Annotated in this window: 23 protein-coding genes; 8 read left to right on the top strand and 15 right to left on the bottom strand. The window is 55.5% G+C overall.

Annotation, left to right across the window (positions count from 1 at the left end; all coding sequences use genetic code 11):
* Positions 1-16 precede the first annotated feature (16 nt).
* Positions 17-778, top strand: coding sequence for a sulfate transporter CysZ (gene cysZ / locus R0I78_RS01040; protein WP_317073989.1), 762 nt, complete (start codon positions 17-19; stop codon positions 776-778).
* Here the strand turns inward: cysZ and R0I78_RS01035 are convergent.
* Both R0I78_RS01035 and R0I78_RS01030 read right to left on the bottom strand, forming a co-directional pair.
* The gene (locus R0I78_RS01035) at positions 745-1,290 is read right to left on the bottom strand and encodes a DUF882 domain-containing protein (protein WP_019933539.1); all 546 of its coding nucleotides are present in this window, start codon (positions 1,288-1,290) and stop codon (positions 745-747) included. The genes cysZ and R0I78_RS01035 overlap by 34 nt on opposite strands.
* Before the next feature lie 137 nt (positions 1,291-1,427).
* A complete protein-coding gene (locus tag R0I78_RS01030; RefSeq protein WP_317073988.1) occupies positions 1,428-2,930 on the bottom strand; it encodes a murein L,D-transpeptidase in 1,503 nt (500 codons plus the stop codon).
* Between the two features lie 268 nt (positions 2,931-3,198).
* Between R0I78_RS01030 and cysK the strand changes: the two genes are divergently transcribed.
* The 6 genes from cysK to R0I78_RS01000 all read left to right on the top strand — a co-directional run bounded on the left by cysK (position 3,199) and on the right by R0I78_RS01000 (position 9,912).
* Positions 3,199-4,167 carry a cysteine synthase A gene (cysK, locus tag R0I78_RS01025; RefSeq protein ID WP_317073987.1) on the top strand — a complete coding sequence of 323 codons (969 nt, stop codon included), beginning with the start codon at positions 3,199-3,201 and terminating at the stop codon, positions 4,165-4,167.
* A gap of 107 nt (positions 4,168-4,274) precedes the next feature.
* On the top strand, positions 4,275-4,784 hold the full coding sequence (gene crr / locus R0I78_RS01020) for a PTS glucose transporter subunit IIA (protein WP_317073986.1): 510 nt from the start codon (positions 4,275-4,277) through the stop codon (positions 4,782-4,784).
* Between the two features lie 3 nt (positions 4,785-4,787).
* Entirely contained in the window at positions 4,788-5,066 is a 279-nt protein-coding gene (locus R0I78_RS01015; RefSeq protein WP_317073985.1) for an HlyU family transcriptional regulator, read from the top strand.
* Positions 5,059-7,020: a tRNA(Met) cytidine acetyltransferase TmcA gene (locus R0I78_RS01010; protein WP_317073984.1), complete on the top strand. Its 1,962-nt coding sequence runs from the start codon at positions 5,059-5,061 to the stop codon at positions 7,018-7,020. Before R0I78_RS01015 ends, R0I78_RS01010 begins: the two co-directional genes overlap by 8 nt.
* A gap of 82 nt (positions 7,021-7,102) precedes the next feature.
* Positions 7,103-8,443, top strand: a complete 1,341-nt coding sequence (locus R0I78_RS01005; protein ID WP_317073982.1) for a sodium:alanine symporter family protein — start codon at positions 7,103-7,105, stop codon at positions 8,441-8,443.
* Between the two features lie 119 nt (positions 8,444-8,562).
* Positions 8,563-9,912, top strand: coding sequence for a D-serine ammonia-lyase (locus R0I78_RS01000; protein ID WP_317073981.1), 1,350 nt, complete (start codon positions 8,563-8,565; stop codon positions 9,910-9,912).
* Positions 9,913-10,145: 233 nt separating this feature from the next.
* On the opposite strand, the gene R0I78_RS00995 is transcribed toward R0I78_RS01000, so the two are convergent.
* Positions 10,146-10,724, bottom strand: a complete 579-nt coding sequence (locus R0I78_RS00995; RefSeq protein WP_317073980.1) for a hypothetical protein — start codon at positions 10,722-10,724, stop codon at positions 10,146-10,148.
* A 202-nt stretch (positions 10,725-10,926) separates the two neighbouring features.
* Between R0I78_RS00995 and R0I78_RS00990 the strand changes: the two genes are divergently transcribed.
* Positions 10,927-13,188 carry an arginine/lysine/ornithine decarboxylase gene (locus R0I78_RS00990; protein ID WP_317073978.1) on the top strand — a complete coding sequence of 754 codons (2,262 nt, stop codon included), beginning with the start codon at positions 10,927-10,929 and terminating at the stop codon, positions 13,186-13,188.
* A gap of 226 nt (positions 13,189-13,414) precedes the next feature.
* Here R0I78_RS00990 and flgL read toward each other — a convergent pair whose 3' ends face one another.
* The 12 genes from flgL to R0I78_RS00930 all read right to left on the bottom strand — a co-directional run bounded on the left by flgL (position 13,415) and on the right by R0I78_RS00930 (position 24,887).
* The gene (gene flgL, locus R0I78_RS00985; RefSeq protein ID WP_317073977.1) at positions 13,415-14,671 is read right to left on the bottom strand and encodes a flagellar hook-associated protein FlgL; all 1,257 of its coding nucleotides are present in this window, start codon (positions 14,669-14,671) and stop codon (positions 13,415-13,417) included.
* Between the two features lie 9 nt (positions 14,672-14,680).
* Positions 14,681-16,621 (bottom strand): flagellar hook-associated protein FlgK, encoded by a 1,941-nt coding sequence (gene flgK / locus R0I78_RS00980; RefSeq protein ID WP_317073976.1) that lies wholly within the window; start codon positions 16,619-16,621, stop codon positions 14,681-14,683.
* Positions 16,622-16,630: 9 nt separating this feature from the next.
* On the bottom strand, positions 16,631-17,596 hold the full coding sequence (gene flgJ / locus R0I78_RS00975; RefSeq protein ID WP_317073975.1) for a flagellar assembly peptidoglycan hydrolase FlgJ: 966 nt from the start codon (positions 17,594-17,596) through the stop codon (positions 16,631-16,633).
* A gap of 20 nt (positions 17,597-17,616) precedes the next feature.
* Entirely contained in the window at positions 17,617-18,711 is a 1,095-nt protein-coding gene (locus tag R0I78_RS00970) for a flagellar basal body P-ring protein FlgI (RefSeq protein WP_317073974.1), read from the bottom strand.
* Between the two features lie 13 nt (positions 18,712-18,724).
* Entirely contained in the window at positions 18,725-19,399 is a 675-nt protein-coding gene (gene flgH, locus R0I78_RS00965; protein ID WP_317073973.1) for a flagellar basal body L-ring protein FlgH, read from the bottom strand.
* Positions 19,400-19,412: 13 nt separating this feature from the next.
* Entirely contained in the window at positions 19,413-20,201 is a 789-nt protein-coding gene (gene flgG / locus R0I78_RS00960; RefSeq protein WP_019933524.1) for a flagellar basal-body rod protein FlgG, read from the bottom strand.
* An 11-nt stretch (positions 20,202-20,212) separates the two neighbouring features.
* On the bottom strand, positions 20,213-20,959 hold the full coding sequence (gene flgF / locus R0I78_RS00955; RefSeq protein ID WP_317073972.1) for a flagellar basal-body rod protein FlgF: 747 nt from the start codon (positions 20,957-20,959) through the stop codon (positions 20,213-20,215).
* A 166-nt stretch (positions 20,960-21,125) separates the two neighbouring features.
* Positions 21,126-22,403 carry a flagellar hook protein FlgE gene (flgE, locus tag R0I78_RS00950; protein WP_317073971.1) on the bottom strand — a complete coding sequence of 426 codons (1,278 nt, stop codon included), beginning with the start codon at positions 22,401-22,403 and terminating at the stop codon, positions 21,126-21,128.
* A gap of 9 nt (positions 22,404-22,412) precedes the next feature.
* Positions 22,413-23,111, bottom strand: a complete 699-nt coding sequence (locus R0I78_RS00945; protein WP_317073970.1) for a flagellar hook assembly protein FlgD — start codon at positions 23,109-23,111, stop codon at positions 22,413-22,415.
* Between the two features lie 6 nt (positions 23,112-23,117).
* Positions 23,118-23,537 carry a flagellar basal body rod protein FlgC gene (flgC, locus tag R0I78_RS00940; protein WP_019933520.1) on the bottom strand — a complete coding sequence of 140 codons (420 nt, stop codon included), beginning with the start codon at positions 23,535-23,537 and terminating at the stop codon, positions 23,118-23,120.
* Positions 23,534-23,935: a flagellar basal body rod protein FlgB gene (flgB, locus tag R0I78_RS00935; protein ID WP_019933519.1), complete on the bottom strand. Its 402-nt coding sequence runs from the start codon at positions 23,933-23,935 to the stop codon at positions 23,534-23,536. Before flgB ends, flgC begins: the two co-directional genes overlap by 4 nt.
* Positions 23,936-24,065: 130 nt before the next feature.
* Positions 24,066-24,887 carry a CheR family methyltransferase gene (locus R0I78_RS00930; protein WP_019933518.1) on the bottom strand — a complete coding sequence of 274 codons (822 nt, stop codon included), beginning with the start codon at positions 24,885-24,887 and terminating at the stop codon, positions 24,066-24,068.
* Position 24,888 lies beyond the last annotated feature (1 nt).

Raw genomic sequence — 24,888 nt, 5'->3', positions numbered from 1 at the left:
TATGGTGAGGATTGTTATGTCGGTCAGTTATCACAGCGCCAGCGGGCCACAATATCTGATGAAGGGGCTCTCCCTTATCAGTGAGCGGGATTTACGTCCTTTTGTATTAATTCCGCTGCTGGTTAATCTGCTGCTGTTTGGCGGCGCTTTCTATTATCTGTTTACTCAGCTGGAAGTGATGTTCACCTGGCTGGAAGAGCAGACCCCGGATTATCTGCACTGGCTGGGCTATGTGCTGTGGCCGCTGGCACTGGTCACCATAGCGGTGGGCTTTTCGTTTGTGTTTACCGGCTTTGCCAATATGCTGGCCGCTCCGTTCAACGGCCTGCTGGCAGAGCGGGTAGAGCTGAAACTCACCGGCAATCCGGTGCCCGACAGCGGCTGGCTGGACCTGATTAAAGACACACCCCGCATGCTGGGCAGAGAGTGGCGCAAAATGACCTACTACCTGCCCCGGGCGCTGGGCTGCCTGTTATTATTTCTGGTACCCGTTGTGGGCCAGACGCTGGCACCACTGGTATGGTTTGCCTTCAGCGCCTGGATGATGGCCATTCAGTACTGTGATTACCCCTTTGATAACCACAAAATCGACTTTACCTTGATGCAGCGGGAGCTGGGCAGCAAGCGCCGGCTTACCTGGGGGTTTGGTGCCAGCGTCACACTGTGCTCCAGCCTGCCCTTTATCAACCTGCTGGTGATGCCGGTGGCAGTGTGCGGTGCTACTGCGTTATGGGTAGATCATTTTTACCAGCTGCGTACCGGGCCGGTATCCAGGTGAACAAAGTTGGAGCCGGGATAATAACCCACCCCTCCCACGGCCAGCTGTTTAGCGGCGTTGCGCACATGCGCCAGCTCTATGCCGGGCAGGCGCAGATCAATGGCCTGACCTTTCATGTGGTAGCTTTTTTTGGCCACGCCCGAGCTTTTGCTGCGCAGCATGGCGTTGGTGGCGGGAGAACGGTAACCGGAGATGATCTGAATCTCGCCCTGCTTGCCCAGACGGTGCTGCAGCAAAAACAGCTGATCAAACAGTCTGGGATCAATGCGGTGCACCTCGTTGCTGCGAAAGTCGCGCATAACCTTGTTGAATGATGCCAGGCTGTCGCCTATGTAATGACCTTTTTCCCAGAAGCTGGCGCTTATTTTTTCGCCGGTATGAAGGTTATGCAGGCTCAGCGTGCGTACCGGAGCCGACAGGCTGGCCTGTGCCGGGCTGGCCATCATGGCGGCAGCTCCCAAGCCTCCCAACCCCAGTAAAAAACGACGACGATCCACAGAGCGCGACAGCATATAACCTCCTATAAGCGCACAAAGAAAGCCGGACCGGCCGTAAAGAGCAATGTAAACTCTTCACCGGCCGGTCCGGCAGGATTAATTTTCGCGGATAAAAATTACCCCCATTAACAGCAGGGATCAATTACCATTAGTTATAAGGGCATGGATGTTAGCCCCATCAGACTCATTTGTTCTTGCTGCAGGCTGCTTTTAAAGGGGTTGGCCAGTCGGCGGTCAAACTCGTAGATATCATCCCTGAACTGAGGCAAGTCTCCGTTGGCCAGCCAGCCGCGCCAATACACCATAAATACCGGTAACGGCTCTTTCACTTTTAACCAGCGGGTGCGCTTGGCGGCTTTAAGCTGCGCCAGCCGCTCACGGGAGATGGTGGCATCAAGCAGCCAGTGCGCCAGCTGCTCGGCATTTTCTACCCGCACACACCCGGAGCTGAGCGCCCGGCTGTCGCGGGAGAACAAGCCGCGAGACGGGGTGTCGTGCAGATAAATGGCATCGTTATTGGGCAGGTGAAATTTCCAGGCACCCAGCGCATTGCTGGCACCGGGCTTTTGCCGCAGGCGAAACGGAAAACGGTTTTCCATATAGAGCACATATTGCCACTCTTCACCGGGCACCACCCTGCCGGCACTGTCGATCACCTCAAAACCCATGCGGGAGATATAACCCGGATCGCGATACAGCCTGGGCACTATGTCTTTGGTCATAATGGAGTTGGGCACATTCCAGGGCGGATTGACCACCACGTTGGTAATGCTGCTGTGCATAATGGGCGTTTTACGGCTGTTGCGGCCCACTATTACATCGCTTTCCAGCACCATGACCTGATCCTGATATAACCGCAGCCGGTATTCGGGAATATTTACCAGCATATAAGAGCCGGGCAGACTGTCGCCTATCAGGGTGCGCAGCATGCTGCGCATTAACAGCTGAGCCCGGTGGCGAGGGCTGGTATCGAGCCAGTGGTATGTGCGCGGCCCCACTACGCCGTCTGTGGTCAGGCCATGGCGCGCCTGAAACGCCTTGATGGACTGCTCAAGACTACTGTCAAACAGCGCAGGCTGCAGCGACGGGGCTTCGGCCATGTCACCCAGCCGTTGCAGCCGCTGGCGCAGCTGCGCCACCCGCGAGCCCTGATCACCGGGCCGCAAGGTGGCTCCGGCCAGTGCTGGCCAGGGTTCGTCAGCCATGGCCAGCAGCCGGGCCAGTTGCAGCTGTAACTGCTCATAATCATTGAACGCCGGCATAATCTGCTGGATCAGTTGCCGGCGACCGCCGGCTTCAGCGGGGCTGGCTGCCGCCTGATGCAGCTGCTCCATTTCACCCTGATTTGTGGAAAGTATGAGTTTTTGCGTGCGCAGATATTGCCGGTCTTCAAATTCCAGCGCTGCCCATTCGCGCCAAAAGGCAGCCAGGGACAGCCAGAGCTCATCATCGGCGGCTTCCGAGGCAGTGTCAGCAGTGACCGCTTTTTGCCAGCGCTCGGTAATGCCACTGTGCACATCCGCAAGAGACAGCTCCAACCCCAGCTGATGCAGTTGCAGGCGAGCGTCGGGCTCCTGCTGCCAGGTAGCGGCCTGTGGCGCCAGACTGAATATGCATAAACTGCATAACCAGCTAAAAATCAGATGTTTTTTCATTAATAAATCCCGTCTTTGGCGCTATTGCTCAAAACCGGCAAACGCTCTGCATACTGACATTTAATCAAATAATTCCGCTTACTACTTAAAAAACGGTGTGATGGTGATCACAGTGATGGTGCCCCTGGCTTTCTTCAGGCTGAATGGAATATGATTTTATCATTTAATAACATATTGTTATAACAAATCGTCACTTCTCATTCTCGGCGGAAGGGTTAAGCTGAGACGGTACTTCACTTTTTCATTATTTACATCAGGGACAGCCACCATGAGCAAAATTTTTGAAGACAACTCCCTTACTATTGGCCATACACCACTGGTTAAACTGAACCGGGTCAGCCAGGGCCGTGTATTCGCCAAGGTAGAAAGCCGCAACCCCAGCTTCAGCATTAAGTGCCGTATTGGTGCCAACATGATCTGGGATGCTGAAAAACGTGGTGAGCTGGTGGCCGGAAAAGAGCTGATTGAACCCACCAGTGGTAATACCGGTATTGCTCTGGCCTTTGTGGCGGCGTCCCGCGGCTATGCCATTACCCTGACCATGCCCAACACCATGAGTCTGGAGCGCCGCCAGCTGCTGAAAGCCCTGGGTGCCAACCTGGTGCTTACTGACGGTGCCAAAGGCATGAAGGGTGCCATTGAAAAGGCCATGGAGCTGAAAGAGTCACAACCTGAGAAATATGTGCTGCTGCAGCAGTTCAACAACCCGGCCAACCCGGAAATTCATGAAAAAACCACCGGTCCCGAAATCTGGGAAGATACAGACGGCGAAGTGGATGTGTTTGTGGCCGGCGTGGGTACCGGTGGCACCCTGACCGGCGTGTCCCGCTATATCAAGCACACTCAGGGCAAGGCCATTACCACGGTTGCAGTAGAGCCGGTAGAGTCGCCGGTTATCACGCAGGCACTGGCCGGTGAAGAAATTAAACCGGGCCCGCATAAAATTCAGGGCATTGGTGCCGGCTTTATTCCCGGTAACCTGGACCTGTCTCTGATTGATCGGGTAGAGCAGATTACCAGTGAAGAAGCCATCGACATGGCGCGCCGGCTGATGAAAGACGAAGGCATTCTGGCCGGCATCAGCTCCGGTGCCGCCGTGGTAGCCGCCAACCGCATTGCCGCCCTGCCCGAGTTTGCCGACAAGAACATTGTGGTGATTCTGCCCAGCTCCGGCGAGCGCTATCTGAGCACGGCTCTGTTCCAGGGTATTTTTACTGATCAGGAACTGCAGCAGTAATTAACTGCCGGCATTCAAAGGCACCGCAAGGTGCCTTTTTTGATCGCTGTTTATTCACTTTATGCCCGTGCTATCATCATCGTGTGAATCCTTCAGGAGCTGAGACAATGGGTCTGTTCGATAAACTGAAAAAAATGGTGTCTGACGATACCAATGTTGCCGATGCCATTGAGGTATTTGCCCCGCTCTCCGGTGAAATTGTCCCCCTTGAGGAAGTACCGGATGTAGTATTTGCCGAGAAAATTGTCGGTGATGGCCTCGCCATTAAACCCAGCGGCAACAAAATGGTGGCCCCCTGTAACGGCACCATTGGCAAAATTTTTGAAACCAACCACGCTTTTTCCATTGAGTCGGAGTCGGGACTGGAGCTGTTTGTACACTTTGGTATCGACACGGTAGAGCTGAAAGGCGAAGGATTTACCCGGGTGGCTCAGGAAGGCCAGCAGGTGAAAAAAGGGGATACCATTCTGGAATTTGATTTGGCCCTGCTGGAGCAAAAGGCTAAATCAACACTGACGCCTGTCATTATTTCCAATATGGATGAAGTCAAAAATCTTGAAAAGAAAAGTGGCATTGTCACCGTGGCCGACGACGTTATTTTACATGTGTGGAAGTAACCCGTGTTTGCCTGGCTGAAAAACCTGTTTCGTTCACACGCACCCGCCGGCACTCGCTTTGAGCCGGTGGAGTACAAGGGATTTACCATTATTCCTGAACCCGGTGCCGAGGGCGGCCAATATCGTCTGCAGGGCCGCATTGTGCAGCAGCATAATGGCGAAACCCGGGAATACCGGCTGATCAGGGCCGATCTGCTGCCCGGTGCCGAGCTGGCTGCCGAGCTGATGGTTGCCAAAGCTCAGCGGCTGATAGACGAGAACGGTGAACAGCTGTTTGACTGACTGGTCCGGCTTCTGCCGGCAACTGAACAGGCTGGGAGAGCGCAGGCTGCTGGTGCTGAGCGGCAATGTTCACTGGGCACAAGCACAGGCACAATACCTGCTTGCTCACTGCGGTGAGCACTCTCACCTCTGGCTGGGGGCAGCCCCTGCTGATCAACCCCACAGTCCCATGGGCAAATATCACAGCGCCCTTGGCCGTGAATATTCTCTGCTGGTATTTAATGCCTTCAGCGGTCTGCATCCAGATGCCCTTGGCGCAGCTGGTGGTGCCCTGGCTGCCGGCGGTATTTTGCTGTTGTTGTGTCCGCCGCTGGAACACTGGCCTGAGTCTGGCTGTCCGGATCTGCGCCGCTATGTGGCCCTGCCCGAGCAGGCAGACCATCTTTACAGTCATTTTATTGCCCGTTTTGTACGCCTGTTGCAGGCAAATACCGATGTGTTAATTCACCGTCAGGGGCAGACGTTCAGTCTGCCCGCACTCCGTCAGGGTGCTCGCTGGCAATGCCGACCAGACAGAAACGGCTGTCTGAACCCGCAACAGCGCCATGCCCTGGCAGTGATGCTGCACTGTGCGCGCCAGCAAATTCCCGTGGTGCTGACCGCCGACCGGGGCCGGGGCAAGTCCAGCCTGCTGGGGCGCGTTGCTGAACGCTGGTTGCAGGCGGGTAAAGAAGTGGTGTTAACCGCTCCAAGCCCGGGCGCGGCCGTTCAGGCGCAAACCCATTGCAGCCGGCTCCTGCCCTTTACAGCACCGGATGCGCTGCTGCAAACAAAGCCCGATGCTGATCTGGTGCTGGTGGATGAAGCGGCCGCCATTCCGGTGCCCATGCTGCTGGCCCTGGCACGGCAATATACCTGTGTGTTTGCCAGCACAGAGCACGGCTATGAAGGCACCGGCCTTGGCTTTACGCTTAAATTTCAGCCGGCACTGGCAGCTTTGTTTCCGCGCTGGCGCAAGCTGCACCTTGATATTCCTGCCCGCTGGAGCGTCTCGGATCCGCTGGAGCCGCTGCTGTTTACCCTGCTGGCACTGAATGCGGAGCCGCCAATGCCCCCCACCACAGGCGCGCTGGCCATTCGCGCCCTGAGCCGGACTGATCTGCTGCAACATGATGCCCCGCTGGAGCAGCTGTTTGGTCTGCTTACTCTGGCTCATTATCAGACTCGCCCCAGTGATCTGCGCCAGCTGCTGGATGCACCCGGCGTGACGGTAGTCGCTGCATTTCGCGGTGAAATACCGGTGGCAGCGGTGTTGGTAATACGGGAAGGTGAGCTGGAGCCGCAGCTGGCCACCGCCATCTGGCGCGGCCAGCGCCGCCCGCGCGGACATTTGCTGCCACAGTCACTGGCATTTCATGGTGGCCATTATGACGCCTGTCGATTCCGCTATGACCGTATTATGCGCATTGTGGTACATCCGGCCTGCCAGGGCATGGGCGTTGGTTCACAACTGCTTGACTGGCTGAAACAGCATGCCAGCTGCGATTTTCTGGGTACCAGCTTTGGTGCCAGCCCGGAGTTGATGGCATTTTGGCAGCAAAATCAGTTTTCGCTGGTACGCATGGGGCTGAATACTGATGGCGTCAGCGGCCTGAAGGCAGCCATGATGCTCTGGCCGGCAAGCTCACAGGCCCGGGCCATGCTGCCAATATGGCAGCAGCAGTTTATGGCCGACCACCAGCCAAAAAGTACAGACACAGTGTTGCCACAGGATGGGCAACGGGCCCATGACCTGGCTTTTTATCACAGAGACTGGCATGCCGACTGCCCTGCCCTGCGCCGCTTTGTTACTCATACCCTTCCCCGGACGCCATTAACCGGATTTCAGCAACAACTGCTGCAGGCCGCCCTGCAGCCCGGTGCCGAACCCGCCAAACTGGCCAGCCGTTTTGGCTACGCCGGACAAAAAAGTGTGATCTCTGCATTAAGACGCATTATGCAGTGTTATTTTTAACTGGCTTTAATGTTCTGAATGGGTCTAGTCTTAGGCGGCATCATTTCAATAATTACATTGTTAACCTTCAGGAGTGACACCGATGGAATGGATCACCTCACTGCTTACCTCCATTAACGGCGTAGTATGGGGCGTGCCCATGCTGGTGGGTATTCTCGGTCTGGGCCTTTATTTGCAACTGGGCCTGGGGCTGATGCCCATTCGCAAGCTGGGCACCGGCTTTAAACTGCTATTCAGCAAAACCGACACCGGCGCCGGGGAAATTTCGCCCTTTAATGCGCTGATGACGGCACTTTCTGCCACCATAGGCACCGGTAATATTGCCGGGGTAGCCACTGCTATCTTCTTTGGCGGCCCGGGTGCCCTGTTCTGGATGTGGATGACTGCGCTGGTAGGCATGGCCACCAAATACGCCGAGGCGGTGTGTGCGGTGAAATACCGGGAGACCGACAGACTGGGCAACCATGTGGGTGGCCCCATGTATTACATTCGTAACGGTCTGGGAGCCAAGTGGGCATGGCTGGGTGTGGCCTTTGCCATCTTTGGCGGCATTGCCGGCTTTGGCATTGGCAATACGGTGCAGGCCAACTCGGTAGCCGATGCGCTGGATGCCTCTTTTGGTATTTCTCACACCATGACAGGCGTGGTGCTGATGGTGCTGGTGGGTCTGGTGCTGATTGGCGGTATTCGCTGGATTTCGGAAGTAGCCGGCAAGCTGGTACCACTGATGACGGTAGCTTACTTTGCCGCCGGTATTGTGGTGCTGGGCATGAACATTGGCGAAATTCCTGCCGCCTTTAGCATGATTGTTGAGCATGCCTTTACCCCCATTGCCGCTCAGGGCGGTTTTGCCGGTGCGGCTGTGTGGGCAGCCATTCGCTTTGGTGTGGCCCGGGGTGTGTTCTCTAACGAAGCCGGCCTGGGCAGTGCACCCATTGCTCATGCGGCTGCCAAAACCGATAACCCGGTGCGTCAGGGCCTGATTGCCATGCTGGGCACCTTTATCGATACCATTATTGTGTGTTCGGTAACCGGCCTTGCCATTATTGTGACCGGCAGCTGGACCAGTGGTGAAGCCGGTGCCTCGCTGACTACCCTGGCCTTCTCGCTGGCCATTCCTGGCGGTGAGTACATCGTCTCGGTAGCATTGGCGATATTTGCTTTTACCACCATTCTGGGCTGGAGTTTTTACGGCGAGAAGTGCGTGCAGTTCCTGTTTGGTGTTAAAGCCATAGTGCCCTTCCGCATTGCCTGGATTCTGGCACTGCCCATTGGTGCCACTCAGTCACTGGAGTTTATTTGGCTGATGGCCGATACCATGAACGCCATGATGGCCATTCCCAACCTGATTGCCCTGGCGCTACTGAGCCCGGTGGTGTTCAAACTGACCAAAGAGTACTTTGCCCGGCAGAAAGGTAACTAACCAGCAGGAATGCACCTGTAGGCCGTGCTTTACGCGCGGCAAATAACAAACAAACGCCGCGGATTATCGCGGCGTTTGTTTTGCTATACTGGCCGCAGCTCGTTTTCAGGACTCGTTTTATGCACTCACATCCCCATTATTCCCTCAGCGACATTCAGGCTCTGTGCGCTGATTTTCCGCTGCTGCATTCACTAATGGCACTGACGCCGGTCAGCTGGTTCAACCCCGAACGCCAGCCACTGGATCAGGCTCTTGCCGGTGTGGGCCTGACCGCCGACGATGTGGCCGATGCAGCGGCTCGCCTGAGCCGCTTTGCGCCTTTTTTTGAAGCGGTGTTTGCCGATACCCGGCCACTGAATGGCATTCTGGAGTCACCGCTGCAGCCCATTACCGCCATGCAAGATGCCATGAATGCCCGGCTGGGCCATGAGCTTGCCGGCACCCTGCTGCTGAAGCGGGATGACCTGCTGCCGGTATCCGGCTCCATCAAGGCCAGGGGCGGCATTTATGAAGTGCTGCATCATGCCGAAAAGCTGGCACTGAAGGCTGGCCTGCTGAGCCTTAACGATAACTATGCCAGACTCGACAGCGACGAATTCCGGGCGTTTTTTGGCCGCTATTCCATTGCTGTGGGCTCTACCGGCAACCTGGGCCTGTCTATTGGCATTATCAGTGCAAAACTGGGCTTTAAGGTGAGCGTGCACATGTCTGCCGACGCCAGAGCGTGGAAGAAACAGCTGCTGCGCAGCCATGGCGTGAATGTGGTCGAATATCAAAGTGATTATTCGGTGGCAGTGGCTCAGGGCAGAGCCGAGGCACAAAATGATCCTTACTGCCATTTTGTAGATGATGAAAACTCGGTACAGCTGTTTCTGGGTTATGCGGTAGCTGGCCTGCGCTTGAAGGCCCAACTGGATCAGCAACACATTAAAGTGGATAAAGAACACCCGCTGTTTGTGTATCTGCCCTGTGGTGTGGGCGGGGGTCCGGGCGGCGTGGCCTTTGGCCTGAAACTGGCCTTTGGTGATGCGGTGCACTGTGTATTTGCCGAGCCCACTCACTCTCCCTGCATGCTGCTGGGAGTCTATACCGGTTTGCACGACGCCATTTCGGTGCAGGACCTGGGCATTGATAATATTACCGCCGCCGATGGGCTGGCGGTGGGCCGGGCCTCCGGCTTTGTGGGCCGGGTTATGGCTCCGCTGCTGGATGGTTTTTACACTCTGCCCGATGAAGAGATGTTCAGCCTGCTCAGATTGCTGGCGCAGCAAGAGAACATTCGGCTTGAACCCTCGGCCCTGGCCGGCATGCCCGGCCCCTGGCGGGTAGAAAGCGACGACTCCGGCTACAAAACCCGCATGAACCTGACCGAGGCCCGCCTGGCCCGCGCCCACCATCTGGTCTGGGCCACCGGCGGCGGCATGGTACCCGCGGAAGAAATGGACAAATACCTGAACACAAAGCCGTAAACCGTAAGCGAGCAGCTCTGGAGTGGCTGGTGGCTTTTGAGGTGTGTCTGTTTGATACAAGCTGTTTGCTTGATGGGCTCCGGCCTACGCCGGAGCGACGATAATGATGCTGTCTTTCTGGCGAAGGCCAGAATCCATTATATAAACCACACAGTAACTTCAGGCACCACCTCATATCGGAAGGCCCTGACAAAACAACTTACAGCTGACAGCTTACCGCTCCCCGAAGGGGGTTAGTCCTTGCAGCCCCAATATTGCTCGGAATAGCGCTTGGCGCGGGCTTCAACCTTGCGCGACACCCCCAGCAGCCAGCGTTTTTTCAGATGGCTGCCACGGCGGTAGCCGGTCCAGCCTTCGTGATAATTAAGATACTGACCGTAAGCATCCCACTTTGAAATGCCGTTCAGCCGGCTGGTTTTGCTCATATACCAGCCCATAAAGTCCATGGCATCGTCAAAGTCGTCCCGGTCGGCCCAGCCGTTGCCGGTTTCCCGCCGGTAGTCGGCCCAGGTTTCATCCTTGGCCTGAGCGTAGCCATAAGCACTGGATGCCCGTCCGTAAGGAATAAACAGAAACCAGCGTATGGGCGGACGGGCATCGTGGCGAAAGCTGCTTTCCTGATACATCATGGCCATGGTTACATGAGCAGGTACACCCCACTTTTCACGCGTGTTTTCGGCGGCATCATGCCAGCCGGGATATTGCTCAAAAATACGGCAAATATTCTCGGGGTGTTTGGGGGGTGCCGTGGCGCAACCCGCCAGCAAAATGGCCGCCAGCCCAAGGCCGGCAAGTCGAAGAATTCCGGGCATGAAGATGTCCTGTGTTAAGCCAGCCTCAAATAGTGCCTGCGACGCCGTCTCTTTTCCACATCTCTTGCTGCTCACTCCTATTCACTCAACATTATTTAATCACTCCACATGCATAACTATCTTTTGTAAGGCTTTCGGTCAGGCAGTAGAATGCGGCTAGGCTATGATTGTGGCATTTGCTCAAAGCAACAAGGGACTTTTAATGCGCTTTTACTTTCCCATCGTCATTATTGACGAAGACTTTCGCTCCGAGAACACCAGCGGCTCCGGCATTCGCGAGCTGGCCTCGGCCATTGAGAAGGCTGGCATGGATGTAGTGGGCTACACCAGCTATGGTGATCTTACCTCTTTTGCCCAGCAGCAGAGCCGGGCTGCGGGGTTTGTGCTGTCCATCGACGATGAAGAGCTGGCCGGCAGCCGGGAAGAAGCCCATTCGGTACTGGAGCAGTTGCGCCGCTTTGTGGAGCAGATCCGCCACCGCAATCCGGATATTCCCATTTACCTTTACGGTGAAACCCGCACCGCCCGCCATATTCCCAACGCCATTCTGCGCGAGCTGCACGGCTTTATTCATATGCACGAAGACACTCCCGACTTTGTGGCCCGGCATATTATTCGTGAAGCCAAAAGCTACCTCGACTCGCTGGCACCGCCATTTTTCCGTGCCCTTACCCACTATGCTCAGGATGGCTCCTATTCCTGGCACTGCCCGGGGCATTCCGGCGGTGTGGCCTTTCTGAAATCGCCGGTAGGCCAGATGTTTCATCAGTTTTTTGGTGAAAACATGCTCCGTGCCGATGTGTGCAACTCGGTAGACGAGCTGGGCCAGTTGCTGGATCATACCGGCCCGGTAGCGGCCTCCGAGCGTAACGCCGCCCGCATTTTTAATGCCGATCACCTGTTTTTCGTGACCAATGGCACCTCTACCTCCAACAAAATCGTATGGAACTCCACGGTGGCACCGGGCGATATCGTGGTGGTAGACCGCAACTGTCACAAGTCGATTCTGCACGCCATTATGATGACAGGTGCCGTGCCGGTGTTTCTGATGCCCACCCGCAACCATTACGGCATTATCGGCCCCATTCCCCGCAGCGAATTCGAGCCTGCGCGCATTCGTGAAAAAATGGAAGCCAACCCTTTCTGCCGGGAAATTCTGGCCAAAAACCCCGATGCCAAGCCGCGGGTGCTGACCATTACCCAGTCTACCTACGACGGCATTCTGTATAACGTAGAGGAGATAAAGGATCTGCTCGACGGAGAAATAGAAACCCTGCACTTTGATGAAGCCTGGCTGCCTCACGCCGCTTTTCACGACTTTTACGGCGATTATCACGCCATTGGCGAAGGCCGGCCCCGCTGTGAAGACTCCATGGTGTTCGCCACCCAGTCCACCCACAAGCTGCTGGCGGGCCTGTCTCAGGCATCGCAAATTCTTATTCAGGACGGCGAAAAAACCCGGCTCGACCGCCATGTGTTTAACGAGGCCTACCTGATGCACACTTCCACCAGCCCGCAGTATGCCATTATTGCGTCCTGTGATGTAGCGGCCGCCATGATGGAAGAGCCCGGTGGTACCGCCCTGGTGGAAGAGTCGTTATCGGAAGCGCTGGAGTTTCGCCGCGCCATGCGCAAGGTGGATGACGAATACGGCATCGACTGGTGGTTCAAGGTGTGGGGGCCGGACGATCTGACCGATCATGGCCTGGATGAACGAGACGCCTGGATGCTGCGCTCGGAAGACAGCTGGCACGGCTTTGGCGATATTGAGCCCGGCTTTAACCTGCTGGATCCCATCAAGGCCACCATCCTTACTCCCGGCCTTAACATGAAGGGCCAGTTTGCCGAGTCGGGCATTCCTGCCGTGGTGGTGACCAAATACCTGGCCGAGCACGGCATCGTCATCGAGAAAACCGGGCTTTACTCTTTCTTTATTATGTTCACCATCGGCATTACCAAGGGCCGCTGGAATACCATGGTGACTGAATTGCAACAGTTCAAGGACGATTACGACAAGAACGTGCCGTTATGGAAGATTTTGCCGCAATTTGTGCAGAGTCAGCCCAGCTATGAGCGAGTGGGCCTGCGTGACTTGTGCGATCAAATTCACGCGGTATACAAGGAAAACGACGTGGCCCGGCTGACCACTGAGATGTATCTGTCGGATCTGGTGCCGGCCATGAAACCGGCAGAGGCCTTTGCCAAAATGGCCCATAAAGACATTGAACGGGTGCCCCTGGACGAGCTGGCCGGTCGCACCACGGCCGTAATGGTAGCCCCCTACCCGCCCGGCATTCCGCTGCTTATTCCCGGTGAAGTGTTTAACGACACCATTATCAGCTATCTGCGCTTTGCCCGTGAGTTTAACCAGCGTTTCCCGGGCTTTGAAACCTACATTCACGGTCTGGTGGCAGAAGAGCGTCAAGGCGAAACGCAGTATTTTGTGGATTGTGTGATCGAGTAAACCCCTTCGGGAGCTGTAAGCCATAAGCTATCAGCTGTAAGTATTGCAGGCCGCAATTAAACGCGGCCTACAAACACTGTCACTCCGGTACTGAATCAAGCTCAGCATGACTGACCCGGAGTCCATGGCATGGAGCACAGTCACCAGCTGAATGCATTGTTGCCTTCAGAATGGATGCCGGCTCAAAGGCCGGAATGACCACGCGTTTTACTAAAATTCACATTAATTAAATGTAATTAAACAAACTCATGCTCTGCACCTTGCCGAACATGGTTTGCGTGGCCTGCAGGGCCACCATGGTCTGGCTGAACTCGCCGGTGGCTTTGGCATAGTCGAGATCCTCCATGCCGCCGCGCAGCTTGTTCAGGGTCAGGCTCATGTCTTCATGAGTCACCTGCTGGTTTTCGATGCGCTGCATGCGGTTACCGGTATCGGCGCGCACTCGGGTAAAATGGCTGCCCATGGCATCCAGCTCTCCCAGAATCTCAATCATTTCACTCTGGCCCGAGGGATTATGGCCGTCGGTTTCCAGCCATTCCTTAGCCCGGTTCAGCACGTCAAACACATCGCGGGTGTCCTGACCGGTACCGTCCTGCACCTCAGATGACAGAGTAATTTTATCACCTGCCTTGGCTTCACCTTTTATGGTGATATTTAACCCCGGAGCTTTTATGGTATCTCCCGGAGTGTAAGGCTCGGGAGGATCTCCAGGCGCTGGAAAGTCGTTACCCAAACTGTCTTTGATTCTGAATGCAATTCCGCCTGGATTAGCGGGATCATCTTCAAATGTGATGGTGTATTTATCAGCGTCAGCAAAATTAGCCCTGTCTTGTGGGTTGATAGAAGCCTCTTCCACCCTCAGGTTATCGTCCCGCGAGTCACCTTGAAGGTCATAAGCCACGGTAAAGTCACCTGCCGGGTTTGGTACGCCGCCAAATACCAGTTCCCCGCTGTGGTTAATGCCCACCTTTACGTTATCACCCACCATCATGTCGCGCTGGCCGCCGTCTCCGGCATAGCTCACAGAGCCGTCGGGATTACGCACAAAAGGGGAGCTGTCGGTCTGAAAGCCACCAAAGATATACTGGCCGAATTCATCACGGGTATTGGCCAGATCCAGCATTTCATCGATGCGGCTTTGCAGCTCTTCTTTATAGGCGTCCCGTTCCTGCTGAGTAATGGCCGGGTTGTTGGCCCCCAGCATAATTTCCTTTACCTGCTGAGTGGTGGTTTCGGCAGAGCTTAAGGCCCATTCTTCCCGTCGCAGCCGGTTTTCTGCCAGATTGATATTGTTCTGGTATTGCTCCAGCTTGCGCAGCTCCTGCTTGTAGTTAAGGATGCCGTTGGCCGCCACCGGATCTTCGCTGGCATGCTCTACCCGCTTGCCGGAAGACATTTTACCCAGCTGATCGTTGGCCTGAGACGTTCTGGCACTGATGTTATTCAGGTTACGCTGAATAAACTGAAAACTGGCAACACGCATTATGACTCCTTAGCGGATCTGCAACAGGGTGTTCATGGTTTCACTGGCGGTGGACACCACCCGGGCTGCCGCCATATAAGACTGCTGAAAACGCAGCAGATTGGCGGCTTCTTCGTCCAGGTTCACCCCGGAGGTGGACAACATGCGATCGTAAGACTGCTGATAGGCCGCCCCTGCCGCCTCGGCTTTAACGCCCTGGTTGCGGGTCAGGCTGCCAATGCCCACGGCAGTCTGGTTCAGGCTGTCAGTCACGGTAGACTTGCCATTGTTCAGCCACTTCTTGTTTTGCAGCTCGGCAAAAGCCAGGGCGTTTTCGTTATTGCCCGAGCCACCGGCCTGACGGATTTCAAATTGATCGAAGGCTTTGGGATCGCCTTTTAGGGTTATTTCAATACCACTGAAGGTAAACTTTCCATCATTATCTGGAAATACTTGATTACTATTAACGCCCTCGTGAATATGATATTCCAGTGTACCTGCGTTATCGGTGACTTTAAGCGTCAACGGATAACTAAGAGCATTGGCCGTCGCTGAATCGACCATGCTCACTGAAACCTTGGCCGTTCCCGTATTATCCCCATTGGGGCTGACCATCAGCGAGCCGGAGGCGGCAATCTGATCGCCGGTGTTCAGTTTCAATTCCAGATCGATGGCGCCTTGGCGAGTCGGCTGAACCAGCATTTCATCGCCTGGGGCAAGGGAGCCAGCTGGAGTTTCTGTAAGCGTCAAACTAAAACCAAGCCCTTTAGGTGTGATTTTGCCATCGGCACCAATATCAGAGGCAGGAACTATAGTCTGGGTCCCGGTCACCACATCAGTAAACACAAAAGAACCATCTGTCTGACGTTTCAGGCTGTATTCCCCGCCGGTCAGCTTGCCGGTATCGGTAATCTCCACCTCGCCGGTCACATTGGGGTTGTTGCCCACAAAACGCTTGGCCATGGCTTCCGGGTCATTGATGTCGTTAAACATGTTTTTGCCGGGCTCACCGTTCAGATCCACGCCCTGTGTCTGAATTTTATTAAAGGCATCGGCAATGGCGATGGCGGTTTTGCCCATGTCGCTGAGGTTGGGCCCAAGCACCTGATCCCGGTAGTGAAACAGTGCTCCCATTTCGCCGCCCAGGGCCTGGCTGCCCTTGATGCGGGTGGCCTGACCATTGCTGTTGGGGGGCACCAGATACAGCTCGGTTTGCTGATGATCCGGTGAGCCGGCACGCACTTCCATTTGATAGGCCTGATTACCGGAGACCAGCGGTTCCCGGCCGTTCAGCATCACGGAGATCATGCCGTTGCTGTCTTTCAGTGTGGTGATCTGCACCTGTTTACCCAGATCCTGCAGCAACCGATCGCGCTGATCCAGCAGATCATTGGGAGTCCCGTTCTGGCCGGCGTTCATAATCTGCTGGTTCAGTTCGGCGATGCCGGCGGTGAGCGAACTGATATGATCGGCCCGGGATTCGATATCCCGGTTTTTGATCATTTTTTCCTGCTCCAGCGAGCTGTAAAACTCGTTGAAGTGATCGACTATGTCCTGGGCGTTGGCCAGCATCAGCTCACGGTTGCCCAGGTTGCCCGGGTTATCGGCTACCGCGTTAATGGCGCCGTAGAGATCATCCAGACTGCTGGCCAGACCGGCGTTCACACTGGTCATGGTTTTGTCGAGATAGGTAAGGTGATTATACAGGGCTTCGGCACCGGCTTTTTCGGTATTGTTGACCAGCACATCACGAAAGGCATATTCCTGATACATGCGGGTTACGTCGGTTACCCGGGTGCCGGTACCGTAAAAGTTGCCACCGGAAAACATGTGCATTGTGGTGGCCTGTTCGGCCCGCTGCCGGTTGTAGCCTTCGGTGTTGACGTTGGCAATGTTATGACCGGTAGTGGCCAGCTGGGCCTGTGCCGCCAGCAGGCCGCTTACTCCGGTTTGATACATATCAACAGCCATGATGTGTCCTTATGCTTGTGATGCCAGCCGGTTCACGGTGTCGAGCACCGCACTCAGCTTGCTGGCATAGTTAGGATCGGTCGCATAGCCCGCCTGCTGCAGGGCCTTGAAATATTGCCGCGGTGAGCCGGTTTGCTCCAGTGCCTGGCCGTAGCGGGGGTTGTCATTCAGAAACTGCACATAATCGTTAAAGCTGTCATTGAATGAGGCATAGGATCTGAACGGTGCCTGTACCTTAACGGCCACGCCCTGCTCATATTCCAGCGTGCTGACCCAGGTTTTTTGCTCTTTCCAGCTTTTATCGGCCTTGATGCCAAAAAGATTATGGCTGGACTCGCCATTTTTTCTGCCGATGATCTTTTTGCCCCAGCCGGTTTCCAGCGCCGCCTGCGCCAGCATGGCTTTGGGATCCAGCCCCAGCCGCTCACCGGCGGCAGTGGCGGCGGGTAACAGGCGACGCACAAACTCTTCCGGTGAGTCAAATTTTTGACCTGCCGTCAGGGTAACGGCATCCTCGGGAGCATTTTTTGCCGCTTTCAGCGGCGGTCTGGCGTTGTCTGTCTGCTCAGCGTCCGGCGGCCGCACTACCTTGCCATTAATACGGCGCACATTATCCAGGCTGAAATGGCGGGCTTCGGTGGCCGCACTGGCGTCTTCACCGCCCCCCAGCTGGCGCACTATCAGATCAGCCAGCCCCAGACTGCCCTGCCGGCTGAGCTCACTGCTCATCTGCTGATCGTGCATATCCTGATAGAACTGGGTATAACGGCTGTTCATGGGGCTGTCTGATTCAAATACCTTGTTGGCATCGCGCATCGACTTGAACAACTGCTGGGTAAACAGGCTTTCAAACTGGCGGGCAGCTTCATCCAGCGCCTTGCCTCTGTCCTGCTCAAAGCCCTGCTGACGCAGCCGGTCCAGGCTCTGAATGTCGTTGGCCAGCAGACTATTTTGCACTGTATCGAGGTTTTTCATGCGGCCTCCGGTTAATGCCGTCAGATAATCACCAGTTCACCCTGAATGGCCCCGGCCTGACGCAAGGCTTCAAGAATGGCCACCAGATCGCCCGGGGCCACGCCCACCTGATTCACTGCCTGCACCAGATCGTCCAGGGTGGTGCCGGTGTCCAGCTTGAACATGCGGCCGTCCTGCTGCTCCACGTTAATGCCGGAGTTGGGCACCACTACCGTATTACCGCCAGCCAGCGCATTGGGCTGGGATACCTGCGGGTTTTCGTTGATGGTAATGATCAGGCCGCCGTGCGTAATGGCTGCCGGTTTCAGCTGCACCTGCTGACCAATCACCACAGTGCCGGTACGGGAGTTCACAATAATTTTGGCGGCTTCATCGGCCACATCCACCGTCAGGTTTTCCAGCGTTGACAAAAAACTGACGCGCTGACCGGGATCGCGAGGCGCATAAACGGTCACGGAAGTGGCATCCAGCGCCTGAGCCGTGGCCGGGCCCACCAGATCGTTGATCACCTGTGCCATGCGTTTGGCGGTGGTAAAGTCGGATCTGTGCAGATTAAAGGTGATGGTGTCGCCACGGGCAAAGGAGCTGGGCACTTCCCGCTCCACCATGCCGCCGGCGGGAATACGGCCTACCGTGGGCGTGTTGATCATAATGGAAGAGCCATCGGCCCCTTCGGCACCCAGGCCGCCCACCACCAGGCTGCCCTGGGCCAGGGCATACACCCGGCCGTCTACCCCTTTCAGAAAGGTCTGCAACAGGCTGCCGCCACGCAGGCTTTTGGCTTCACCAATGGCCGAGACGGTCACGTCTATGGTCTGCCCGGGCTTGGCAAAAGGCGGCAACTCCGCATGCACCGCCACCGGCGCCACATCATTCATTTTAGGCCGCATATTATCCGGCACGGTAATGCCGAAGTTGGTGAGCATGGTGCGAAAGGTTTGCTGGGCAAAGGCGTTGTTGCGCTCGCCCGTGCCAGGCAGACCCACCACCAGACCATAGCCCACCAACTGGTTGGCCCGTACGCCGGCCACCGAGCTGATGTCCTTGATACGGGCAGCCTGTGCCGGTAATGCCAGCAGTGCCATGCCCAGTAAAATTGCGGTAAGCCCTTTCATGCATTAAGCCTCATTAAAACGGAAACCAGGGGCTGTTAAAGAATTTGGCCAGCCAGCCGCGGTTCTGGGTGTTGGCAAAGTCGCCGGTACCGCCATAATAAATGCGGGCATTGGCCACGCGGGTGGATTCCACTCTGTTGTCGGAGCTGATGTCTTGCGGCCGTATCATGCCGCTGATGCGCACATATTCTTCACCGGTATTGAGCATCAGCCATTTTTCACCCTGCACCATCAGGTTACCGTTGGGCAGTACCTGCGCCACGCTCACGGTAATGCTGCCCTGCAGGCTGTTACTCTGATTGGTATTGGCCTGGCCGTCGAATTCATTACTGCTCGACATGCTGGCAGTCACCGGATAGCCGGCAATATTAATCGGCTGGCCACCGATGTTGAGCGGATTGATATTAATACCACTGTCTTTAGCCTGCTGAGTCGTGGCCCGTTTTTGCGCACGGGTCGACTCGGACAGATCGACGGTAATAATGTCCCCTACCCGATGGGCTTTTATATCGGAATAGAGGCTGTTGGCGTAGTTGTCCTGAAAAATGGCACCGTTGGGCTCCAACTGCTCATGGCCAGGCCCGGGCATCACCGGCGCGTAGGCCGGATCGTCAGGCTTGGGAGTATAGGGCGTGGAGGTGCAGGCGCTCAGCAGCAGACCGGCAGTCACGATCAGAACAAGCTTCATTACCCACCTCGCATTACAGTTGCTGGTTCACATAGGCCAGCATGTCGTCCACGGCAGAAATAACCTTGGAGTTCATTTCATACACCCGCTGAGCTTGGATCAGGTTGACCAGCTCTTCGGTCACGTTCACGTTGGAGGTTTCCAGCATGCCCTGCTTAAGGGTGCCAAATCCGTCAGCCCCGGCAATGCCCTGCAGCGGCGCACCGCTGGACTGGGTTTCCAGATAGAGGTTTTCCCCCTTGGGCTGCAGACCGGCGGGGTTGGCAAAATCGGTGACAATAATCTGACCGATGACTTGTCCCTCGGCCTGACCCGCCAGCTGTACCGAGACTTCTCCGTTGGTGCCCACGCTGATGCTCTGGGCATTTTCCGGGATCTGCATTTCCGGCAGCAGCGGATAGCCATTGCCGGGCGTGACGATAATGCCTTCATCGTTCAGGGCAAACTGACCGTTGCGGGTGTATCCTGTGGTGCCGTCGGGCAGCAGCACTTCAAAAAAGCCACGGCCGTCGATCATCACATCCAGGGCATTGTCTGTGGTCTGAACGCTCCCTTGAGTAAAGGTTTTTTGCGTAGCGACCACCTTGCTGCCCGCCCCTACCATCAGGCCCGAAGGCAGGTTGCTGTCGGCGGTGGCGCGACCGCCGGGCTGATGTACATTCTGATAGAGCAGATCTTCAAAGATGGCCCGGCCCTTTTTAAACCCAACGGTACTGGCGTTGGCCAGGTTGTTGGAGGTCACCGAGATATTGGTCTGCTGGGCATCAAGCCCGGTTTTGCTAATCCACAAGGCGGGGTTCATTCTGCTCTCCTTTAACCAATACGCAGCAGCTGGGCGTGGGCTTTGTCGTTCTCTTCGGCGTGACTCATCATTTTTAGCTGAGTCTCAAAGCGCCGTTGCAAATCGATCATATGGGTCATTTCGGCAATAGGGTTGACGTTGCTGCCTTCCAGCGCGCCGGCAATCAGCTGCACCTGGGCCGAGGCAGGCTCGGCTTCACCGTCTTTGCGGCGAAACAGGCCGTCATTGCCTTTTTCTATTTCATCATTGGCGGGCAGCACGGTTTTTATGCGCTGCAGCTCGGCACCGCCGTTGGGGGCTTCACCTTCCAGCCGCGCAAAGATGGTACCGTCTTTATTGATTTCCATTTTTTCCAGCGGCAACGGCAATACGATGGGATTGCCGCCGTCATCCAGCACATTGAGGCCGGTGCTGGTTTGCAACAGGCCTTCTACCGAGACCTGCAGGTTACCAAAGCGAGTGTAGGCTTCGGTGCCGTCTGCGGCTTCTACCGCCAGCCAACCGTCACCGGCCACTGCCACGTCAAGATCCCGCCCCGTGGTTTGAATGGGGCCGGCGGCAAAGTTTTGCCCCGGGCTTTCCGTCATGGCAAATACCCGGCTAGGCAGCCCCTCGCCAAAGGCCTGCATGGCCCGGGCCTGCTCCAGATCGGCACGAAAGCCGGTGGTATTGGCGTTGGCCAGGTTATTGGCGCGCAAAGAGACACTGTGCATATTCTCTTTGGCACCCGACATGGCGATATACAGCAGGTGATCCATTTCAGCTCCGTGGTTGGCCGACTGAGTAATGTATAAAATACATGCAAAAAAAATGCCACTATAGCCAGAAGTAAGAAGCTATCAGCTTGAAGTAAAAACATAAAAAACCCGGGTTTTCGATCCCGGGCTTTTCTTCCAGCTTCCAGCTTCCGGCTTTCAGCTTGAATTAACGGATTTGCAGTATGGTCTGCTGCAGTGTGCTGTTCACTTCCAGTGCACGGGAGTTGGCCTGGAAGTTGCGCTGAGCGGTAATCAAATCCACCAGCTCTGTGGTCAGGTTGGTGTTGGACTGCTCCAGTGAGGCCACGCTCACCTTGCCGAAAATACCGGTATTGGGCTGACCAGTCACCGCTTCACCAGACAACAGGGATTCCCGCCACTGCGTATCACCAATCTGGGTCAGGCCCTGATCATTCGGGAAGCGCGCCATAGCCACGATCCCTAAGTTTTCGGTGCTGCCGTTACTATAGGTCGCCCGCACCAGGCCGTCCGGGCCTACGTCCACCTTGGTCAGCCGGCCTACAGTATTGCCGTCCTGACTGTTGGAAGTTACTTCAAAGGCACCGGCGTTCAAGGTGGCAGAATCGATTTTAATTTTAATCTTCTGATCCGTTTGTGAGCCATTAGTGAAGTTCAACTCTTTAGTTTCCAGGTTGGCAAGAGCTGTTATGGTTGCAGGTGTTAGTTCACCAGATGTATTAAACTCAAGCTCCTGCGGTGAGGTAGCCAGAACATCAGTACCGTCAACATGAACACGCATTTCCCATTTGTTCTCTGTAACAGCGGGGGTTGCATCAGGGTTAGGGCCAACTTTTACAAAATACTGCGTCAGCGTATGTGTTTCTCCCAATGAATCATAGATAGTCATTGAAGTAGAAGATGTATATGTAGAAGAGTCTGCGGCATCAAAAGCGCCGGTAATGACATTAGCTTTTGCAGGTAGATTCAAACCAGTTCTCACTTCACCGGTCATTTTGGGCTCACCCGCCTTGTCCGGAATTTTCAGCGCTTGGGTCGAGTTCAGGCCCAGACCTGCGGGCGTGCCGTCAGCATTGGCCTTGTAGGTTTGCAGAAAGTTACCCTGTGAGTTGGTGACATAACCTTCGTCGTTCAGGCGAAAGGCACCGGCACGGGTAAAGGTGCGGTCCAGTGAACCAATTTCATTGGACATCACAAAAAAGCCACTGCCGTTGATGGCCATATCCAGCGAGTTGTTGGTGAACTGCAGCGCACCCTGATGAAACTGCTGTGACACGGCAGCGGTTTGCACGCCGCTGCCCGTTTGTGTTTTGGCATTAGCGAAAATGGAGTTGGCATACACATCGGCAAACTCGGCCCGGGACTCTTTAAAGCCAATGGTATTGACGTTGGCAATGTTATTGGCGGTCACGTCCAGATCTTTCTGGGCCGCATTAACGCCGCTGAGTGCAATATTAAAAGACATAAGTACTCCTTACGCCGCCTTGCGGCTGGCTATTTCCAGAATTTGATTAAGCGGCAGGCCGCCCAGGCCCGCCAGGTTGACCAGAGTGGGGCTGTCGGCACTGCCCAGGGTCACGCTGTCCACTTTGCCAAAAGCCAGCGCATTCAGCTCCTCACGCTGGCCGTCGATCAGGCCGCTGACCTTGATGTTGTATTTGCCGGTAGCCGCCGGCTCGCCGGCGTCATTCATGCCGTCCCAGCTGAAGTTGACGTTGCCGCGCTGATCGCCTTCCAGCGGTATGGTGCGCACCAGCTCGCCCTTTTCATTCTCGATGCGAATCAGCACATTGGAGGCTCCTGAACCCGCTACCACAACGCCGTCTACCGGTTCATTATTGTCCCAGTAGGTCATGGAGCTGGGCACCAGCACCTTCTGCCCCACCAGGCTGGAGGCCTGCAGTGCCTGGCTGGAGGTCATGACCTCACTCAGCCCGGAAAGCTGCTGACTCATGTTATTAATGCCGTCAGCCGTGGTGAAAGACGTCATTTGTGAGATCATCTGGGAGTTATCCGCCGGCTTGAACGGATCCTGATAAGCCAGCTGCTGGGTCAGCAGAGCAAAAAAGTCTTCCTGCTCCAGCTGGGCACGGCTGTTATCAGCCGCTTTATCCGCCGGACTTTGCTCACCGGGCCACTTAAGGCCGTTAAGATAGTCTTGATTAACCTGCATGAATGATTACCCCTTGCCCAGCCGCAGGGTCTGCTGCAGCATCTGCTTGGCGGCGTCGGCCACCTGCACATTGGTCTGGTAGTTGCGTGAGGCGCTGAGCATATCGGTCATTTCTTCCACCACGTTCACATTGGGCTTGAAAATGAAACCTTCGGCATCAGCCATGGGATGATCCGGGTTGAATTCTTTTTGCAGGGGTTTGTCGGTTTCCACTATGCCCATGATTTTGACGCCGACGCTTTCCTGACGGTCCGACAGGGCCTGGTCGAGATCAGCGGCAAACACCGGTTTGCGGGCACGGTAGGTTTCATCAATGCTGGAGCTGACACTGTCGGCGTTGGCCAGATTACTGGCGGTGGTATTAAGACGAACCGACTGAGCGCTCATGGCACTGCCGGAAATATCAAAGACTTTAAAAAGGCTCACATCGAGTCTCCTTTTATGGCTTTCAGCAGGCCGGATATCTTGCTGTTAAGAAACTCCAGCGAGGCCTGATATTGCAGGGCATTTTCCATATAACTGGTACGCTCGGTTTGTACATCCACCGTATTGCCGTCGCCGGTATCGGGCTGATTGGGCACCCGGTATTGCACTGTGCCCGGCGGTGCCAGATCCACGGCAAAGTGACGGTTATTGGTGCGGCTGAGGGAGAAATTCTGAGAACCCTGTGCCTTGCTCAGTGCCGCCTGAAAGTCCATGTCTTTCGCCTTATAACCGGGCGTGTCAGCATTGGCCAGGTTGCTGGCCAGCAGCTCGGCTCTGTCGGAGCGGGCCACCAGTGCATGCTGATGCACGCCAAATGCCTTGTCGAAAGAAATCGTCACCGCCACCCTCCTGCGTCATAGTGACCGGAATCTGAAGTACTCACACAGGAAAAAGTAAAGCAAGAGTCGTGCCATAAATAAAAAGCACCTTCAGTTAACACTGAGGTGCTTTAAGGACGGCAAGGTGAAATTATTTAAGGCGATAGATAATGCCGGGGCTGCAGCGGATCATTTCAAACTTGTCGGAAAGACCGGTAAGTGACTCAGACGCACCCAGCAGCAGATAGCCCCCCGGATTAAGAGAGCCGGCAAACTGGTTAAGGATCTTGGATTTATTCTCGGGAGAGAAGTAAATCAGTACGTTACGGCAAAATATAATGTCGAACTTGCCCAGCGAACTGTAGCTGTCGAGCAGGTTGTAGGGCCGAAAGCTGACCATATTGCGAATGGCAGGCTGCAGCTGCATACGGCCATTATCAAGCGCGGTAAAGAACCGGCTGCGTCGCTCCGGAGACAGGCCCCTGGCCAGAGACAGGCTGTCATAAATGCCCAGTTTGCACTGTTCCAGCATGGTGGCTGAAATATCAGTGGCAATAATTTGCAGCCCCGGCAAGGCACCCGGCCGCCGGCTCATGTACTCCTGTGCCGTCATGGCAATGGAATAAGGCTCCTGCCCCGATGAGCAGGCCGCAGACCAGACACGCAGTGATTTACCGGGTTTCGCCAACTCCGGAAATAAACGGTCACTCAGCTGAGTAAAGGGGTAGCTGTCACGGAACCAAAGTGTTTCGTTGGTGGTCATGGCATCAACCACGGCCGTTTTCAGTTCACGCTCCCGAGGCTGCATGGAGCGCTCTATCAGCACTCCCATGGATTCAATACCAAAACGAGACATCAGCGGTGAAAGCCGGCTTTTAACAAGATATTGCTTGCTGGCTCCAAGGACGATACCGGTGTTGCTTTCAAGAAACCGGCAAAACGCCAAATACTGCTCGTCGGTGAAATTTTTCATC

Source organism: Oceanimonas sp. CAM02, assembly GCF_032842915.1.
In the GTDB taxonomy this organism is placed as follows: domain Bacteria; phylum Pseudomonadota; class Gammaproteobacteria; order Enterobacterales; family Aeromonadaceae; genus Oceanimonas; species Oceanimonas smirnovii.
The sequence above is the reverse complement of the archived record's forward strand: the minus strand, read 5'-3'. Positions and strand labels throughout refer to the sequence as shown.

Coding starts and splice junctions, on each gene's coding strand:
- R0I78_RS01005 (WP_317073982.1), top strand. CDS start 7,103: ATGGAATGGATCACCTCACTGCTTACCTCCATTAACGGCGTAGTATGG.
- R0I78_RS00995 (WP_317073980.1), bottom strand. CDS start 10,724: ATGCCCGGAATTCTTCGACTTGCCGGCCTTGGGCTGGCGGCCATTTTG.
- R0I78_RS01035 (WP_019933539.1), bottom strand. CDS start 1,290: ATGCTGTCGCGCTCTGTGGATCGTCGTCGTTTTTTACTGGGGTTGGGA.
- R0I78_RS00945 (WP_317073970.1), bottom strand. CDS start 23,111: ATGCAGGTTAATCAAGACTATCTTAACGGCCTTAAGTGGCCCGGTGAG.
- crr (WP_317073986.1), top strand. CDS start 4,275: ATGGGTCTGTTCGATAAACTGAAAAAAATGGTGTCTGACGATACCAAT.
- R0I78_RS00930 (WP_019933518.1), bottom strand. CDS start 24,887: ATGAAAAATTTCACCGACGAGCAGTATTTGGCGTTTTGCCGGTTTCTT.
- R0I78_RS01000 (WP_317073981.1), top strand. CDS start 8,563: ATGCACTCACATCCCCATTATTCCCTCAGCGACATTCAGGCTCTGTGC.
- flgF (WP_317073972.1), bottom strand. CDS start 20,959: ATGGATCACCTGCTGTATATCGCCATGTCGGGTGCCAAAGAGAATATG.
- R0I78_RS01030 (WP_317073988.1), bottom strand. CDS start 2,930: ATGAAAAAACATCTGATTTTTAGCTGGTTATGCAGTTTATGCATATTC.
- flgH (WP_317073973.1), bottom strand. CDS start 19,399: ATGAAGCTTGTTCTGATCGTGACTGCCGGTCTGCTGCTGAGCGCCTGC.
- cysZ (WP_317073989.1), top strand. CDS start 17: ATGTCGGTCAGTTATCACAGCGCCAGCGGGCCACAATATCTGATGAAG.
- flgG (WP_019933524.1), bottom strand. CDS start 20,201: ATGAACCCCGCCTTGTGGATTAGCAAAACCGGGCTTGATGCCCAGCAG.
- flgK (WP_317073976.1), bottom strand. CDS start 16,621: ATGGCTGTTGATATGTATCAAACCGGAGTAAGCGGCCTGCTGGCGGCA.
- R0I78_RS00970 (WP_317073974.1), bottom strand. CDS start 18,711: ATGAAAGGGCTTACCGCAATTTTACTGGGCATGGCACTGCTGGCATTA.
- cysK (WP_317073987.1), top strand. CDS start 3,199: ATGAGCAAAATTTTTGAAGACAACTCCCTTACTATTGGCCATACACCA.
- R0I78_RS00990 (WP_317073978.1), top strand. CDS start 10,927: ATGCGCTTTTACTTTCCCATCGTCATTATTGACGAAGACTTTCGCTCC.
- flgL (WP_317073977.1), bottom strand. CDS start 14,671: ATGCGTGTTGCCAGTTTTCAGTTTATTCAGCGTAACCTGAATAACATC.
- flgJ (WP_317073975.1), bottom strand. CDS start 17,596: ATGAAAAACCTCGATACAGTGCAAAATAGTCTGCTGGCCAACGACATT.
- flgE (WP_317073971.1), bottom strand. CDS start 22,403: ATGTCTTTTAATATTGCACTCAGCGGCGTTAATGCGGCCCAGAAAGAT.